The following is a 17,245-nucleotide window of genomic DNA, read 5'->3' on the forward strand; positions in this document are numbered from 1 at the left end:
GAGCGGGTGCAGATCGCCGCAGCGGGCGTTCGCGGCAGCGGGCCACAGCCAACGGTCCGTCGCAAATCATCCACATTGGTGGTTAATGTCGGAACGGCTCCATTCCTGACCAGTTAGACGCGGATGAGCGAGACACCCGAAACGTTGTTCGCCCTTGTCGAAGCGGATCATCTGACCCGCATCCACCTGAAGCTCGGTCTCGAAGACGTGGGCTTCGCGGTGAAGGAGCAGAACGACACGATCGCCCTCGTCGGAACACCCGACCCGACTGTGGCCGAAGACAGCCCGATCCTGCCTACGCGGCCGTCGACCGCCGACGACAGCGGTGCGGCTTAGCCGATCGTCGCGCCACCGGGGTCCTGCGCCAGGATCCGCCCCATGGCCTCGAACAGCGCATCCATCGCCACCGGCTTGAACAGGACCTCGTTCGCGCCCGCGGCCAGGCAGCGTTCGCGCAGGTCCAGCGCCGTGTCCGCAGTGATGACGATGATCGGCACATTGGCCTTGTCATCGGGGCGCGCGCGAATGTGCCCGATCGCAGTGATGCCATCCATCCCTGGCATGCGCAGATCGATGAGCAGCATGTCGAAGGTTTCGGCTTCGATCGCCGCCAGCCCCGCCTCGGCGTTCTCCGCCTCGACCATGCCGACGCCGGCAACGTCCAACATGTCGCGGACGACGCGGCGATTCATCCGGTCGTCCTCGATGAACAAGACGTTCATCGCACCATGGTCCGGCATCCGCGAGGGCAATGGGTCAACATGGCTGCGCGTCTACGCCTCATGCCGCCTGCGACACAAGCGTTGCGTCGCGGCTGGCGAACAGGACGGCGAGCAGATCGCTCGCCGCTATCGGTTTGAGAAGGTGCAGGACTTCGATTTCGGGATCGAAGGCCGCATGCGCCACGGCGGCATCCGCCGGCCACAACAGCAGCACTGTCGCTTCGCGGCCCGCCGCTGCGACCAGACGCCGCACCTCGGCATGGGGGTCGTCGCACGCGCGCAGCGCCGCAACGTCGACGACGATCCGGTCGACGGGGTCGGCGGCCAGCCGGTCGAATGCCTCGTCCAGCGTCGCGAGCGGTACGACGTCCGCCGCCCGCGTCGCGATCACCGTCTTCAGCATTGCGCGCGTGATCGGATGTGGGTCGACGATCAGGACGCCTGCCTGCGCCTGATTCTTCGGCTGCTCCGGCCGGTCGGCATGACGTAGCGGCAGGTCGACCGTGAAGCAGGCGCCCTGCCCCGGCACGCTCGCCAGCGTCACCTCGCCGCCCATCGCCCGTGCAAGGTTGCGGCAGATCGACAGGCCAAGCCCCGTGCCGCCGAAGCGGCGCGTGGTGCTGGTATCCGCTTGAGTGAACGATTCGAAGATCGCCTGCTGCTGTTCGACCGCAATGCCGGTGCCCGTATCCGTCACCACGATTCGGATGCGCTCGCTTTCGCCCGCCGCGATCGCTTCGACGGTCAGCGTCACGCTGCCGCTCGCAGTGAACTTCAAGGCGTTGGACATCAGGTTGAACACGATCTGCCGCACGCGCAACGCATCGCCGACGATCCAATCGGGGCAGCGCGACAGATCGGCGTGGAAGACGAGGCCCTTCGCCGCCGCCTGATCCTGCCACAGGCGCAGGCAGTCCCGCAGCATCGCAGCGAGATCGAACGGCGCGTCTTCGATCGTCAGGCGACCGCTTTCGATCTTGGCGGCATCGAGGATGTCGTCGACCAGTGCGCGCATGGTCACGCCGGCCCCGTGGACGACGGTCAGTCGATCGCGCAGATCGCCCGCGACGCTGCCATCCGCCAGCATCACCTGCGTCATACCCAAAATGCCGTTCAGCGGCGTGCGAATTTCGTGGCTGGTCGTCGCAAGGAATTCGGACTTGGCGGCCAGCGCCTTTTTCAGGTCCGCGTTGACGGCACGCACACGATCGCGACTCCGCCGCAGCGTGATGACGCCGATGCCGAGCATCAGCAGCACCGCCAGCACGCCGACGGCGAAGCCGACGAACACGGTCTGCTGCGTGCGGACACGCGCCTTTTCGAACGCGACGCTCCGCCGGGCTTCGTCGCGTTGCAGGTTGGCGATCCGCAGTTCCTGGTTCGCAAAATCGAAGCGCGCCGCCATCAGCGCGGCATTGGTTGACCGGGCAAGCGTGGTCGCCTCGTCGTCCAGCCGCTTCAGCGCCATCAGATGCTGTAGCGCAAGGTCGGGCGCGCCGCTCGCACGGTAGATCGTATATGCAGTCCGGTGCGCCTCACGGTCGATCAGCGTCGATTTGGCAAAATCCTGGCCCGCGAACCGCTCGCCGATCAGCCGCGCCGCCGTTGCCAGATCGTGGCGCTGATACGCCGCCTGCGCCGCCAGCCCGATCAGGACCGTGCGATAGGGCTGACCGGCGCCGTCCTGCCTCGACAGACGCAAGCCTTCGTCGATCGCGCGCTGCGCGCCCGCGACATTGCCCATCGCCAGCCGCGTCTCCGCGATATTGCCGAGAACCAGCGACCGCAGCAGCGGGCTGCGCATCTGCGCGGTCAGCGCCAGTGCCTTGTCGAACTGCGCCTCCGCCTCGCGCAGCCTTTTGAGCGACTTCAGCGCGCCGCCGCGGTTGTTGTACAGCGACAGCGCCAGCATCGGATCGCCGCGGTAGGTCGCAAGCGCCTGGTCGAAATAGCGTAGCGCATTCACATGGTCGTTGGCGCCGCTGTACAGCGCGCCGATCGACTGCAACGCCTTGGACTGGCTGCGCACCTCGCCCTGCCGGCGGAAGATCGCATAGGCCTTCTGATAGTCGCTCAGCGCATCCGCGACGTCCACCTGCGCGGTGTTGATCCAGCCCCGCGCCAACAAGGCGTCGCCATGCAGCATCGCGTTCGGCGCCAGCCGCGCCGACACGCGCACCGCATGTTCGATCAGCGGACGGGCGCCATCGACGTCGTTCAATCGCAGCAGCGCCTCACCCCGCAACCACTGCGCCGTCGCCTGCATCATCGCGCGTTGCGACGCGGTCGCGGCACCGGCGGCCATCCGTTCGGCTTCGCGCGCACGGGTCACGGTCTGATGCGGATCGGTGAGCATCGCCGCACGAGCGTCTGCGATCAACGCATCGAACCGGTCGCCGGCCTGGACCGCCGCCGCGGGCGTCGCCAATATCAAGGCAAGGGCAGCGAGCATCATGCGGCCCGACCGCGATGCAGGCCGGTACGTGGCCATGTCAGCGCCGCTGCACCTGCAAGCCACCGAAGGCGGCAAGCGGCTGCGGTCTGACGAGGCGATGAAGTCCGTCGTCCATATATTGGACCAGTGCGTCGAGCGGCACCGGCCGGCTGAGCAGGAATCCCTGCACCATATCGCAGCCCATCACCGTCAGCAGCGCAAGCGCGGCATGCGTTTCGACGCCCTCCGCCACCACCTCCATCTCCAGCGCATGGGCGAGGTCGATGGTGGATCGCACGATCAGCGGATCGCGATTGGAGCTGGTGAGCTGCGTCACGAACAATTTGTCGATCTTCAGTTCGCGCGCGGGCAATTGCTTCAAATAGGCCAGCGACGACAGGCCGGCACCATAATCGTCGATCGAAATGACGATGCCGAAATCCGCGAAGATCTGAAGGTTGGCGATTGCGCTGGCAGGATCGCGGATCACCGACGTTTCGGTGATCTCGAACCCCAGCCGGGCATCGCTGTCGCCCACCAGCACGCAGGCTTCGCGCACGAAGGCGTCGTCGGCCAGCAATTGACCCGAGATGTTGATGAACAACCGCAGATCGTGGCCGCGCGATACGAGGTCACGCTGATCGGCGATGGCACGACGGATCGTCCACAGCGTCATCGCGCCGATCAGATTGCACTGCTCCGCCGCCGCAATGAAATCATTGGGCATCACCAGCCCGCGCGTCGGATGGCGCCAGCGCACCAGGGCCTCGGCACTGGTGATCTCCTGCCGCCGGACGTGGACCTTGGGCTGATAGTGGAGGATCAGTTCGTCGCAGGCGATCGCCCGCTCGAATTCGTCACCCAGCGCGATCAGCTCCGCGGGCAGCGCGGATGGGGCGAGATCGCGCGACAGGCGGGTGCGGGCGAGCGCCGCCTCGGCCGCTTCGACCAGCGCCACCTCGTCGACGGTCGATGCGGGCGCGGAGGCGGCACCGAAATCGAGCGAGAACAAGACACTGGCATCGCCGATCAGGAACGGTTCGCGAAACCCCGCGGCGATGGCGGCGGTCCGCATATCGATCGCCGCAGGATCGTCGTCGAGGAACGTACAGGCCAGTTGATCGCGGCCGATGATCGCCACCGAGGCATCGGGCAGTAACCGACTGATTCGGGCCGCAGCGATCGACGCGATCCCCTCCGCGCGCGCGCAGCCGACCCGGCGGCGCAAATCGGCGAAGTTGGCGATGGCGACCAACAGGTGAAAGCGCTGCGAAACAGCCGCTGGCGTGGGCGCGCTGACCGCCCTATCCTTCGGAATTTGCTCGTTTTTCGTGCGGGGCGCGCGCGTCATGACGGGTCCGGGCTACGCCAGATCGCTGAAGATAGCGTTAATCCTCGCGATGCCCCTAAGCGCCTGAATGCCAGATTGAGTAATCCTTAATGTACTGTTAAGGTTAACGGGCATCCTCGCGGTGCGACCATAAGGGAGATAAGCATGTTGGAACTGTTCTTCGCGATCGTCGCCGCTGCCATCACCGTCGACATCAAGCCCTGGTAATCACGACCGGTTCGGGATGGCGGCGGGCTACGCCTCCAGCCATCCCGAACCGGATCCGTTGCGGCGCCCCATCGCGCCGGCATTTCTCTATCGATTGTACCGAACCTCGCCCCTGTTGGGTGACATCACGGCGCCGGCGCATCGTCCGCCAACAGCCGCCCTCCTTCATCGCATCGGCACGGCCCGACACAGGCCAGCGCACCGCGCTCAAGCCGCGATGCTGTCCGTCCCCCTGCGCTCACGCGCCGGATTGCTGAACACCATATCGTCGTCCACCGACCCGAAGCGCAACGCCAGCACGTCCAGCGCGTAATTCTGGTTGAGCTTCCACGGCTTGCGTGAGCCCTGCTTGGGCAGATCGCGTTCGGCGCGCTGGATATAGCCCGAGGTGAAATCGACGAACGGTTCGGTCGTCATCGTCGTATCGTCGGTATGCGGCGTCGCCTGGCGCACCCCGCGCTTTGTCATCGTGTTGAGCAGGCGGCAGACATAGGTCGCGACCAGATCCGCCTTCAGCGTCCATGAGGCATTGGTATAGCCGAACGTATAGGCCAGGTTCGGCACGTCCGAGAACATCATCCCCTTATATTGCAGCGCCTTGCTGAGATCGATCGGCATGCCGTCCTGGCTGAAGCGCACCCCGCTGAGCAATTGCAGTTCCAGCCCCGTCGCGGTGACGATGATGTCGGCGGGCAATTCCTTGCCCGATGACAGCCGGATACCCGTCGGCGTGAAACGATCGATCGTCCCCGTCTCGACCGACGCATCGCCGCGCTTGATCGCATCGAACAGATCGGCATCGGGCACCAGGCACAGCCGTTGGTCCCACGGATTGTAGCGCGGGGTGAAATGGGTATCGACGTCATAGTCCGGCCCCAGATGCTCGCGCACCATGCCGATCAACCGCTCCTTGAACTTTTGCGGCCGCTTCTTGGCGATGCGGTAGAAGATCATGCCGGTCAGCACGTTCTTCCAGCGCGTGGTGCCGTAGGCGAGCTTTGCCGGTAGCCGGTCGCGCAGCCAGTTGGCGAAGCGATCCTCCGCCGGACGCGACACGACATAGGTGGGCGAGCGCTGCAGCATCGTGACGTGGCCGGCGCGCTTCGCCATTTCGGGCACCAGCGTCACCGCCGTCGCGCCACTGCCGATCACGACGACGCGCTTGCCGTCATACTGCAGGTCTTCGGGCCAGAGCTGTGGGTGGACGATCCGCCCGCCGAAGCTGTCCACGCCTTCGAAATGCGGCGTGTAGCCGTTGGCATATTTGTAATAGCCCGAACACATGCACAGGAAATTGCAGGTGAAGGTCAGCGGCTCGCCGTCCGGTCCGGTCGCCTCCACCGTCCAGCGTGCATCAGCGGTCGACCAGGACGCCGCGGTGACATGGTGCCGGAAGCGGATATGGCGATCGATGCCATAGGTCTGCGCCGTTTCCTCGACATAGGCCCGGATCGAGGGGCCGTCGGCAATCGACTTGGCCGCGCGCCACGGGTGGAAGGCGAAGCCCAAGGTGTGCATGTCGCTGTCGGATCGGATACCGGGATACCGAAACAGGTCCCACGTACCCCCCAGCGCAGCCCGCCCCTCCAGGATCACATAGCTGCGGTCAGGGCAGCGTTTTTGCAGGTGATACGCCTGCCCTACCCCGGAAATTCCCGCGCCCACGACGACGACGTCAAAATGCTCGGCCACCGCTCTCTCCGCATACCCGTTATTCGGATTTGCGGAGAAGCTACCGTAGGTCGCGTCAATAGTCTCGCGAATATTTCAGGCGGACGTCCGATCCGCCCTGCGAGCCCGTCGCGGTCAGCAGGCTGAGCGTGCGGGTCAATGCGATCTCCAGCTGCGTCGCGGTATAGCCACGCGCGTCGGTGACGATCTCCACATAGATGTTGTCGGTGATGTATTTGCCCGCGGCGAGGCTGGTGCCGCGTCCGGTCGCCTGATCGGCGCCGAGCACGCGCAGCCGGTCGAAGCCCGTCGCCGAGCGCAGCTTGCCGAGCGGGTTGAGTCCACCGCCCGAGCCACGCAGCGAATTGAGCGCGCTCGCCAGCTGGATCGCCTCCGTCGCCGACAAGTTTTCGGGGTTAGTGCCGAACAGCAGGCGGCTCAGCACCTCGTCCTGCGGCAAGGCGGGCGTCGAGGTGAAGGTGATCTGCGGGCGCTGGCCGGTGCCCGTGATCTGGATCACCGCGGTGATGCCATTGACTGTCGTGGTAGCCTGGATGTTGATGTCGGGATCGCTCAGCGCGCCGCCGTTGAAGCGGATCGTGCCGCGATTGACCTCGAACCGCTTGCCCGCGAACGAATAGGTGCCGCGGACGAGATCGAGCCCACCGGTCACCACCGGCGCCGCCGATGTGCCGCCGACATGCAGCTTCATCTGCCATTCGGATTCGAGGCCCATGCCCGACACGAACAGCTGGTTGGGCGCACTGACGTTGAGGTCGAGGCGGATCGTGCTGACCGGTGCCGGCGTCGGGCGGTCAGTGGGCCGCGGGGTGACGATCTGGCTCTTGCGCCGCACGCCCGTCAGTTCGGGCACCTCGGCCGCGCCCTGACGGATGATCTGATAGCGTGCCTCGGGAATGGTAAGATTCCCCTGCAACAGCCCGCCATCACGGCCGTGCGTGAAGCGGATCGTGCCCGACGAGGTCGCCGCGACCGCATCGCTTTTCGCGAGCTGCGCATTGTCCAGCCGCGCGCGCACGTCGACCGGGAAGCCGGCATCCGCTGCCAGGCCGATCGTACCCTGCGCCTGCACCGTGCCGCTGCCCGCCCGCGCGGTGAGGCCGGTGAGTTCGAGCCGGTCGTTGTTGAACCGCGCCGCGACCTTCATCTGCGACAGGCGCGTGCCGAAGGTTTCATTATCGTAGGTCAGATTGTCGGCACGGATCAGGCCGTTGAGCTGCGGTGCCGAGACGCGACCGGAGAAGTCCGCGGCGACTGCGATCGGTCCGGACAGCTGTTGGTTGGGCAGCGCGGCTAGGCTGAACAGCACCGCCGACGGGCCGTTATAGCGGATGCCGCCACCAAGCGGCGCCTGCATCAGCCGCGTCGTCCACGACCCCGCGCCCGGCGGCAGCGGCCGCAGCGTCGCGAGCAGGCGCCCGATCGCCATCGGCCCACGCTTTACGAGCGCCCGCATCTCGCCACCATCGGGCAGCAGCTTGCCGATCACCTGCACGTCGACCGGCTCGGACACGGCCGACAGGCTGGTGCGCTGGAAATTGGCGATCGTCAGCCGCGCATCGGCCGCCGGGATCGCCTGCCCCTGCTGACGATAGTCGAGGCTGCCAGTCACGGCGCCCGATACGCCCAGATTCGGCACGAACGCCGACAGGATCGACAGGTTGAGCGAGTCGAGTCGTGCCTGCGCCGCGGTGACGCCGCCGCCGAACGATCCCGCAAGGCGTGCCGAACCGGCGTTGGTGCCCTGGCCGAAATCGATCCGCGTCGGCGCGAGCGTATAGACACCGCGAGCCGCCGTGATCCGCGCCGGCGTTCCGGTGCGGAACGGGATGCCGTTCGCCTGCCCCTGCGCCGCGACCAGATAGGCATCGGGCGACAGCCGTGCGTTGATCGCCAGACGCAGCGGCACGCCGCTCGATCCGTTGAGCACCGCCTGCGCGGTGCCGCGACCGCCGGCATAGTTCACCTTGGCGCGCATCGCCTGGATGACGAAGGCATTGTAGCGCGTATCGCCCACCTGCACGTCGGCAACCACCTGCGGTGCCTTGGGGACCATCACGACGCTGGCGTTGACGATGGCGCGACCGATGGTGAAGTCCGACTGGCCGGGAATGGTGGCGTTGAATGCGCGTGCGGCGACGTCAGCGCGCTGATAGCCGCCCTGATCCGCCAGACGCACATTGCCGGTGATGCCACGGCCGGCGAACTGCAGCGCGCCCGCGAACGGCCCCGCCGGTGTGGCGGCGATCCGCCCCTGTCCGACGATCCCGGCAAAGACGAGGCGGTTGACGTCCACCGTCAGCCGCGGGCTGGGCCGCACGAGCACATCGGCGGTGAAGGGCCCATAATCGGTGCCGCCCTTCGCGGTCACGGCATAGGCGCCGCCGCGCCCGACGATCCGCGCATCGACATCGATCAAGCCAACGCCGAGCCCCGGCCGTGCCGCGTGCAGCACGACGACAGGTGCATCGGCGGTGCCGGTGATACGTGCCGTGACGGGGCCATATTGCGCCGAATAGGCATCGGCATTGACCGCGACGGCCCCGGTGCCCGGGTCGAACCGTCCTTCGCCGCGGGTGATGCGGAACTGTGGCGCGTTCATCCGAAGGTTGCGGAAGGTGACGATGCCTTCGGGGCTATAGCCGATGTCGCTGCGGACGATCGCATTGCCGCCCAGGAAATCGCGCACGCCGCTGTTGAACAGCTGCTTGGTCTGCGCGACGACGCGGCCAGTGATGCCGAACCCGCCGCGCGCACCGGGCACCAGCTTGGCGTCGGTGGTCAGGTCGATGATGCCGATGCTCTCGACGCGGTAATTGTTGACCCGCCCCTTCAGCGCGCCGGTGTAGCGGCCCGTCTGCACGTTCGCGACGACCACCGCGGTCGCATCGATGTTATCGGACCGGATGCGCAGATTATCCGACAGGATATTGGGCATCGAAATGGCAAAATCGCCATTGATCCGCACATTGTTCGTCAGCCCACCGACGGCCGCATTCAGACCGGTCACGCGGCGCGCGCGCGCATTGACGGGCACCAGGATGCGATCGGCATTCACCCGCGCCAGCCCCTCGGCATAGACGGTCTCGACCGTCGTCGTGCCGAAGCCCAATGCCGCCGCGCTGACCTTATAATCCACCGTCGGCGTCGCAAAGGCGCCATCCAGCACCAGCCGCGCCATCACGTCACGACCGCGCAGGTTGGGTGCGATCGCGCCCGGCGTCAGCAGCCGTGCGTTGACCGCGAAATTGCCGAAGCGGCTGTTGCCCAGATCGAGCAGACCGCCCGCATCCACCGCCAGCGCGTCGGACTTCAGCGTCATCCGCGTATCCGCCTTGCGATCGTTCAGCGTCGTATCGATCGCAAGGTTCAGCCGCGGCGCGGTCAGCCGCTCGACCGGACCGGTCAGGTACAAGCCCGGGGTGGCAAAACCACGCAACTCGATATGGCCGTTCCTGGCGGTGATGCCGATGTCGGCGAGCTGCCCCTGCCCCAGCGTCGCCAGCGCGCGACCTTGCCACGCCTGCCAGCTCCCGCGCCCGTCGACGCTCGCGGTCAGCGGCGCCTTCAGCGAAGCCATCGTGGCCACCACGCCGCCGACGGGTGCCGACAGCTTGGCATTCACGTCGAGCATGTTGCGATCGGGGACCGCATTCAGCGTCAGCCGCAGTCGGTCGCCACCCGCGATGCCCGGCCCGCGCAACGCCGCGGCGTCCGCCACCAGCTGCGCGCGGCGATCGGCGATATGCACCGCGCCATCGATACGCAGCACATGCGTCTCGCCCGTCACCGGCTTCGCCAGCACCAGTCGGCCGATGTGCAGCCGATTCACGTCGATATCCAGATCGGGCAGCAGCGGCGCGTTGGGGTCGCTCGGCGTCGCCTTCAGCTCCGGCCGGCGCGCCAGCGTGACGAGATCGGTCGACAGCCCCCGCACATCGACATGGTTGCTGGCGAAGGCGAACGGCCGCCAGTCGACGTCGAGCCGCGGACTGGTGAGGAATACACCCTTGGGATCGCCGACGCGCACGTCGCTCAGCACCATCTTGCCGTAGAGCGACCCGTCGATCCGCCCGACCTTGATATTGAGGCCCGACGCCGTCGTATAACCGCCGATACGGTTGGCGACGAAGCGGCGGCCGGGATCGGTGTTGATCCCCAGCACGACGACACCGACCAGCACGACGAGCGCGAGGATCGCGACCAGCAACCACTTCAGGATTCGCTGCCCCAGCGGGCGCTTCGCAGCCACGATCACGGCGGAATCGGCAACGGCGGGTTCGGTGGCAGGCACGGGCGTGTCGTCGCTCATCAGTATGCCTGCCCGATCGAAATGTAGAGCGCGACGCGGCCATCGCCCGGCCGCCGGTTGAGCGGCGTTGCGACGTCGATGCGCATCGGCCCGAAATTGGTGTAGAAACGGCCGCCGATGCCCGCACCGAATTTCAGGTCGGTGCCCTTGGGCAGGCTCGATTCATAGCTGTTGCCGGCGTCGAGGAACGGCACGATCCCGAAATTGCCGAAGCGATAGCGCGCCTCGATCGAGAATTCGTTGAGCGAACGTCCGCCGACCGGATTGCCCTGCGGATCGAGCGGCCCGAGCCGTTGGTATCCATAGCCGCGCACCGACCCGCCGCCGCCGCCATAATAGCGGCGCGACGGCGCCAGCGCATCGCGATCGATGCCCTGGATCGATCCCGCCTTGGCGCGGCCGGCGATCACCAGGCTGTTCGACACGGGATAATAGAAGGTCCCCTCGATCATCGTGCGCACGTACGGGCGCACGCCGTCGCTCACCGCGCCTTCGGGGCTGAGGTTCAGGCGCAGGCGATAGCCGCGCGTCGGGTTGAGCAGGCTGTTCGACGTGTCCCATTCAACCTGCGCCGGCAGCGCGACGATGCCATAGTTGCGCCGCACCCGGTCACCCCGCGTGAAGTCGAAGACGCTTTCGTTCGTCGCGACCAGCTCGCCACCGTAATAATAGGTGAAGCGCTTCTGCCAGATCGGCGTCGACACATAGCTCCAGCGACCGGAAATCGTCGCGGTATAGGCTTCGAACGCGTCGTAATTGTTGTGGTTGGCGCTGGCGAAGGCGAGGAAGGTCTTGTCGCGCTTGCCCGCGTTCGAGCGGCGGAAAGTCGCCGACAGACCCTGTTCCTGCGTACCGGCGACGATCGTCCCGATCACCGCGCCCTCGGGCGGGAACAGGTTGCGGTGGGTCCAGCTGCCCTCGGCCTTGAAGCCCTGCCCGGTCGAATAGCCCGCGCTGCCCGCAAGGCTGCGGGCCGGCCCTTCGGTCTGCCGAACCATCAGGTCGACCGCCTCGGTGCCGTCGGCGTTGACCCGCCCGGTCTTCTCCGGCTGCACGGACAGGCTGGAGAACAGCCCCGTCGCGACCAACGCGTCGCGCAGATCGTCGGTCTTGCGGCTGTCGTACAGGTCGCCGCTCTTGAAGCGCGGGAAGACGTTGAGGTGGTCGAGACCGAACACCGGATCCCCGGTGGTCACCAACTGCCCGAAGCGCGCGCGCGGACCGGTATCGACCGGCAGCGTATAGGCGCCGGTCGCCTTGTCCGACTGGTCGTCGAGCAGGATGTCGCGGTCGCCGACCTTGACGAAGGGATAGCCCTGTTGCGGCAGGACCAAGCTGACGTTCGCCTCCGCCGCCTGGATGCGCGCGGCCTCGATCGGATCACCCACCTTCAGCGGCAAGTTGCTCGTGATGAGGTCGGCCGGGATGACCGGCTGGGCTTCGACCTTGATCGACGACAGGCGATACAGCCGCCCCGGGGTCGCCGTGACGGTGGCGCGCAGCCGGCCCGAAGGCTTGCCGTCCGTGCCGGGCTCCGCCTCGATCAGCGAAATCGCGGTGCCGTCATAATAACCGAGCGACTTCATCAGCCGCACCGCCAGCCCCTCGTCCTCGCGCGCCCGGGCTGCGACCTGTGTCGCATTCGCCGCCTTGCCCTTGCCCTCCTGCAAGGCGGACAACGACTTGAACTCGTCCTCCAGCCCCAGTTTCTGCAAGCCGGTCAGCACCGTGTCGTACCGGATTTCGGGCGCGTTGGCGCTCTTGACGTCGGCGGCGGTTTGCAGCGGCGTCGTATCGAATTGCGTCAGCGGGATCAGCGGCTGCGCCAGTTCGGGATTTTCCGCCGCGGCGGGGGGCAGCGTCGCATCGCCTTGAACGGCGCCCGCCTGTCCGGCGGCCTGAACCTGAGGCACAGCCGCCTTCGCGGCATCCTTCGGCATGGGCTCAAGCGGCGCGTTGATGTCGCCGCTCAGCGTCGGCAATGCGGCATCGAATGCGGAATCGGGGATGATCGGCCCGGTGTCGACCGCGGGATCGTTCGCGGTCGTCGGGATCGCCTGATCCTTGACCTTCGGCGCATCGGGCCCTTGCGCGGGCGCCGTGCCCTGCTGCTGATTGAACTGAGCCGATGCCGGCGTCGCGGCGAGCAGCGCGACGGCAAGCCAATAATGTCGTCCGGTCAATACTCGCACGCGGTAACGTTCCCCTTTTCGAGAGCGTTCGCGTTCGAATACACCCCCAAGCCCTCGGACAACGCCGAAGCCCGGTTTTGGTTGCCCGGCCTGAGGCTCTTTCTGTCAGCGACCCAGACTTATCCCGCCGCCAGCGATCACGTCAGGACTGGATTTGCCGCTTGATAGCTGCGGGGATCGCCTTGCCATACGGCGGCTTGATCCCCGCGAGCTTGGCGACGTCGATCCGCGGCTGCCGCAACACCGCCTTCGCGTGGCTGAAGGTACGGAAGCCGTGAATGCCGTGATAGCTGCCCATGCCCGACGGCCCGACGCCGCCGAACGGCAGATCTTCCATGGACACGTGGAAGACCACGTCGTTCAGCGTCACCCCGCCCGATATCGTCCGGTCGAGCACCTGCCGCTGTTCGGCGGCGTCCCCGCTGAAATGATACAGGCCGAGCGGCCGTCCCCCGCGGTTGATCCGGTCGATCGCGGCGTCGATCCCGTCGTACCGGACAATCGGCAGCACCGGGCCGAAAATCTCCTCCTGCATCAGGATCATGTCGTCGGTCACGTCCCGAACGATATGCAGCGGCATCTTGCGCCCGTTGGCGGTCGCGATGGCCTCGTTCGCCGGATTGACGACCTCGACGCGCGCGCCCTTGGCGCGGGCATCCTCGATCCAGGCGGTCAGGCGCTGGTGATGCCGGTCGTTGATGATCGCGGTGTAATCGGGATTGTCGAGCAGGGTGGGATACATCGCACCCGCCGCGCGGGTCAGGCCGTCGACGACCGCCTGCTCCTGCGCTTCGGGCACCAGCACATAATCGGGCGCGAGGCAGATTTGCCCGGCGTTCAGCATCTTGCCCATCGCGATCCGCTCGGTGGCGCGGGGCAGGTCGGCGCCCTTGCCGATGATCGCCGGGCTCTTGCCCCCCAGTTCCAGCGTCACCGGCGTCAAATTATTGGCAGCGGCGTGCAGGATGTGTCGGCCGATCCCGGTCGCACCCGTGAACAGCAGGTGATCAAACGGCAGCGCGGCAAAGGCTTGGCCGACATCGGCACCGCCGCTGACGAACGCCAGCTCGTCGGTCGCGAAATAGTGCGGCGCCACCTCTTCGAACAACGCGGCGGTGGCGGGCGTGAATTCGCTGGTCTTCACCATCACCCGGTTGCCCGCGGCAAAGGCGCCCGCGATCGGCCCCATCACCAGATTGACCGGGAAATTCCACGGCGCGATGACGCCGACGACGCCCTTGGGCTGATATTCGATCCAGCCCCGCGCGCCCAACAGGCCTAGCGGAAACTCCAGCTTGCGCTTTTCGCGGCGCATCCAGCGCTCGACGTGTTTCAGCGCATAGGCGATCGGCGCGATCGAGCCGGCGATGTCAGTGACCATCGATTGATAGGGGCTGCGATGGCCGAAATCTTCGCTCATCGCCGAGCAGAATCGCTCGCCATGATCGCGGATCATCGCGGCCGCGCGGCGCAGCCGGTCCTTGCGGGTCGCGGCATCGACCGGCAGCTCCGCGGTGAAGGCGCTGCGCTGCGCCGCGAGGATATCCGTCAGCGTCATGCCGCGCATCCGATCAGGCCTGCGACCGGGACCACGACTCCGTCCGCGCCGGGACGATCGATCTGCAACGCGCCGCTCGGTACGCGCGCGCCCGCCGTCAGCCCCTCCTGCTGCACCACGTCCATCGTCAGCCGCGCGCTCATCCCCTCACCCCGATATTCGGTGCTCGCCGCAAACCCCAGCGGCGCCGTGCCGCTGGCCGCGCTGCGTGCCAGATCCAGGGTCTTCCCCCCGACCGACACCCGCAGCGTCGCACGGTCCACGCTCGCCATGGCGACCAATTGGCGATCGGCGGTGCTCCACAGATAGGCCGCACATCCCTTGGCGGGCAGCGCCTGCTGGCCGATCGGCCCCAGCAGGGGCGACGCCGCGGACACAATGGGCGGAGCGGCCGGCGCGGCCGCCTGGAGTGCGAGGGCGAGCAACGGTGCGATCATCATGCCGCAAATGCTATCATGGCGAGCCACGCTGCGTAAGCTGCGATAGCGAGCAGCGCACCGAACGGCAGCGGCATATCCGCCGTGACCTTCGCGCCCCTCACCCGGGCAAATAGCGCGACACCGAGGCCGATCAGGCTCGCGATCACGAGCACCGCCGGCAGCATGCGCCAGCCAAGCCACAGGCCGATCGCGCCCATCAGCTTCGGATCGCCTCCACCCATCCCGTCGCGTCCACGCCAGCGGCGATAGCCCCAGGCGATCGCGGCGAGCGAACCATAGCCGGCAATGCCGCCGATCAGCCGCTCGTCCAGCGTCGGCGCAACACCCGCCAAGCCTGCGGCAAGACCCGTGACGGCGAGCAGACCGGTCAGCCGATCGGGCAACCAGAAAGCGCGTACGTCGAGCGCCGCGAGCGCCAGCAGCAGCCAGCCGAACACGGCGCCGGCCCCGCCGTCCCACCCCGGCGCGGCAAACCCCGCCAGCACGCCGATCACCACACCCCCCAGTTCCACGCCCGGATGCCACGGATCGATCGGCGCCCCGCATCGGCGGCAGCGGCCCCGCTGCACGACATAGCTCACCACTGGCACCAACTCGCGCGGGGTCAGCGTCGCCCCGCAGGCGTCGCAGGCGGAGCGTCCCCGCATCACCGACCGTCCCTCCGGCCAGCGGATCGCGAGCGCCGCGATGAAACTGCCCAGGATTGCGCCCATAACGCCCAGCCCCAGCGGCCACGGCGCCGCGGTCACGTCATTCCTCCGCAGGCTCCGGACCGCGGATGAGGTAGCGGTAGACCCCGAGCAGATCGATGCCGAGCAACACGACATTCTGCGATCCCAGCGCCCAGTCGCGCATCAGCATCGCGCCGGTGATCCACGCGATCGCCGACAGGCAGAACAGCGCCATCGCCCAGCCGGTATCGCGCCGCCCCCAATCGAGGGCCACGACGGCCGCAGCGATCATCCCGCTGATCGACGCAAACCACCGTAAAGGCTCGATAAATTCTTCCACCCCGCCACAAAGCGCCGGGCGGTGTTTGTATCCGTGCGGCGATCATTGCCCCTGATCCTCCCACCCTTTAGATCACCGGCCCAGTAGAAACGCAGGAGAGCCTATGTCCACCGATCCCGTCGTCATCCTCGGCTACGCCCGTACGCCGATGGGTTCGTTCCAAGGCGCACTGTCGGGTGCGACCGCCACGGAGCTCGGCGCGGCAGCGGTGAAGGCCGCCGTCGAGCGCGCGGGCGTGTCGGCCGAGGCGGTCGAGCGCATCTATATGGGCTGCGTCCTGCCCGCCGGCCTCGGCCAGGCACCCGCGCGGCAGGCCGCGATCGGCGCGGGCCTCGGCACCCATGTCGAAGCGACGACGGTCAACAAGATGTGCGGATCGGGCATGCAGGCCGCGATCATGGGGGCCGAAGCGCTCGCCGCCGGATCGGTCGACATGCTGGTCGCGGGGGGCATGGAGAGCATGACCAACGCCCCCTATCTGTCCAAGGCCCATCGCAGCGGCGCGCGCATCGGCCATGATCGCCTGCTCGATCACATGTATCTCGACGGTCTCGAGGACGCGTACGAACCCGGCAAGCTGATGGGCAATTTCGCTGAGGATACGGCCGCCGACTATCAGTTCACGCGCGCCGCGATGGACGATTATGCGATCCGCTCGCTCACCCGCGCACAGGCCGCGCAAGCCTCTGGCGCGTTCGATCGCGAGATCGTCCCCGTCGAGGTGAAGGGGCGCAAGGGCTCGACCACCGTCGCGCTCGACGAACAGCCCGCCAAGGGCGACATCGCCAAGATCCCGACGCTGAAGCCCGCCTTTTCGCGCGACGGCACGATCACCGCGGCCAACGCCTCGTCGATCTCGGACGGTGCCGCCGCGCTGGTGATGACCCGCGCCAGCGTCGCCGAGCGGCTGGGGCTGAACCCGATCGCGCGCATCGTATCGCATGCCGCGCACGCGCATGCGCCGGCCCTGTTCACCACCGCCCCCGTCTTCGCGATGCGCAAGGCGATGGAGCGCGCCGGCTGGGGCCGCGATGACATCGACCTGTTCGAGGTGAACGAGGCGTTCGCCGCCGTCTCGATGATCGCGATCCACGATCTCGGCATCGATCCCGAGCGGCTCAACATCCATGGCGGCGCCTGCGCGCTGGGCCATCCGATCGGTGCGAGCGGCGCGCGCATTCTCGCGACCTTGCTGTCGGCGCTGGAGACGACGGGCCAGAAGCGCGGCCTCGCATCGCTGTGCATCGGCGGTGGCGAAGCGACGGCGATGGCGGTGGAGCTGCTGTAACGGCGACGGTTTCGGGCGGGGCACGCTAGGCGCTCGCC

General features: G+C 67.1%; 12 protein-coding genes. 2 read left to right on the forward strand and 10 right to left on the reverse strand.

Features of this window, described 5'->3' with window-relative positions:
* Nucleotides 1–123: 123 nt before the first annotated feature.
* Nucleotides 124–336 carry a hypothetical protein gene (locus ACP690_RS06015; protein WP_294212131.1) on the forward strand — a complete coding sequence of 71 codons (213 nt, stop codon included), beginning with the start codon at nt 124–126 and terminating at the stop codon, nt 334–336.
* Here ACP690_RS06015 and ACP690_RS06020 read toward each other — a convergent pair.
* The 10 genes from ACP690_RS06020 to ACP690_RS06065 all read right to left on the reverse strand — a co-directional run bounded on the left by ACP690_RS06020 (nt 333) and on the right by ACP690_RS06065 (nt 15,871).
* Nucleotides 333–722: a response regulator gene (locus ACP690_RS06020; RefSeq protein ID WP_043059996.1), complete on the reverse strand. Its 390-nt coding sequence runs from the start codon at nt 720–722 to the stop codon at nt 333–335. The genes ACP690_RS06015 and ACP690_RS06020 overlap by 4 nt on opposite strands.
* A gap of 58 nt (nt 723–780) precedes the next feature.
* Entirely contained in the window at nt 781–3,177 is a 2,397-nt protein-coding gene (locus tag ACP690_RS06025; RefSeq protein WP_426260357.1) for an ATP-binding protein, read from the reverse strand.
* Between the two features lie 37 nt (nt 3,178–3,214).
* On the reverse strand, nt 3,215–4,507 hold the full coding sequence (locus tag ACP690_RS06030; protein WP_426256358.1) for an EAL domain-containing protein: 1,293 nt from the start codon (nt 4,505–4,507) through the stop codon (nt 3,215–3,217).
* 414 nt (nt 4,508–4,921) lie between these two features.
* Nucleotides 4,922–6,406 (reverse strand): flavin-containing monooxygenase, encoded by a 1,485-nt coding sequence (locus ACP690_RS06035; protein ID WP_426256357.1) that lies wholly within the window; start codon nt 6,404–6,406, stop codon nt 4,922–4,924.
* Between the two features lie 55 nt (nt 6,407–6,461).
* Entirely contained in the window at nt 6,462–10,718 is a 4,257-nt protein-coding gene (locus ACP690_RS06040; RefSeq protein ID WP_426260356.1) for a translocation/assembly module TamB domain-containing protein, read from the reverse strand.
* Complete coding sequence (locus ACP690_RS06045) at nt 10,718–12,901, reverse strand: BamA/TamA family outer membrane protein (protein WP_426260521.1); 2,184 nt, start codon at nt 12,899–12,901, stop codon at nt 10,718–10,720. Before ACP690_RS06045 ends, ACP690_RS06040 begins: the two co-directional genes overlap by 1 nt.
* Before the next feature lie 151 nt (nt 12,902–13,052).
* The gene (locus tag ACP690_RS06050) at nt 13,053–14,468 is read right to left on the reverse strand and encodes a coniferyl aldehyde dehydrogenase (protein ID WP_426260355.1); all 1,416 of its coding nucleotides are present in this window, start codon (nt 14,466–14,468) and stop codon (nt 13,053–13,055) included.
* Nucleotides 14,465–14,908 (reverse strand): hypothetical protein, encoded by a 444-nt coding sequence (locus tag ACP690_RS06055; protein WP_426260354.1) that lies wholly within the window; start codon nt 14,906–14,908, stop codon nt 14,465–14,467. The genes ACP690_RS06050 and ACP690_RS06055 overlap by 4 nt, the downstream gene beginning before the upstream one ends.
* Nucleotides 14,905–15,657 carry a prepilin peptidase gene (locus ACP690_RS06060; protein WP_426260353.1) on the reverse strand — a complete coding sequence of 251 codons (753 nt, stop codon included), beginning with the start codon at nt 15,655–15,657 and terminating at the stop codon, nt 14,905–14,907. The genes ACP690_RS06055 and ACP690_RS06060 overlap by 4 nt, the downstream gene beginning before the upstream one ends.
* 1 nt (nt 15,658) lies before the next feature.
* Nucleotides 15,659–15,871 (reverse strand): hypothetical protein, encoded by a 213-nt coding sequence (locus tag ACP690_RS06065; RefSeq protein ID WP_426260352.1) that lies wholly within the window; start codon nt 15,869–15,871, stop codon nt 15,659–15,661.
* Nucleotides 15,872–16,022: 151 nt separating this feature from the next.
* On the opposite strand from ACP690_RS06065, the gene ACP690_RS06070 reads away from it, so the two are divergent.
* A complete protein-coding gene (locus tag ACP690_RS06070) occupies nt 16,023–17,207 on the forward strand; it encodes a thiolase family protein (RefSeq protein ID WP_147034952.1) in 1,185 nt (394 codons plus the stop codon).
* The last annotated feature ends 38 nt before the right edge of the window (nt 17,208–17,245 follow it).

This window comes from Sphingomonas sp. DC4900, from assembly GCF_049896485.1.
Classification (GTDB): Bacteria; Pseudomonadota; Alphaproteobacteria; order Sphingomonadales; family Sphingomonadaceae; genus Sphingomonas; species Sphingomonas aquatilis.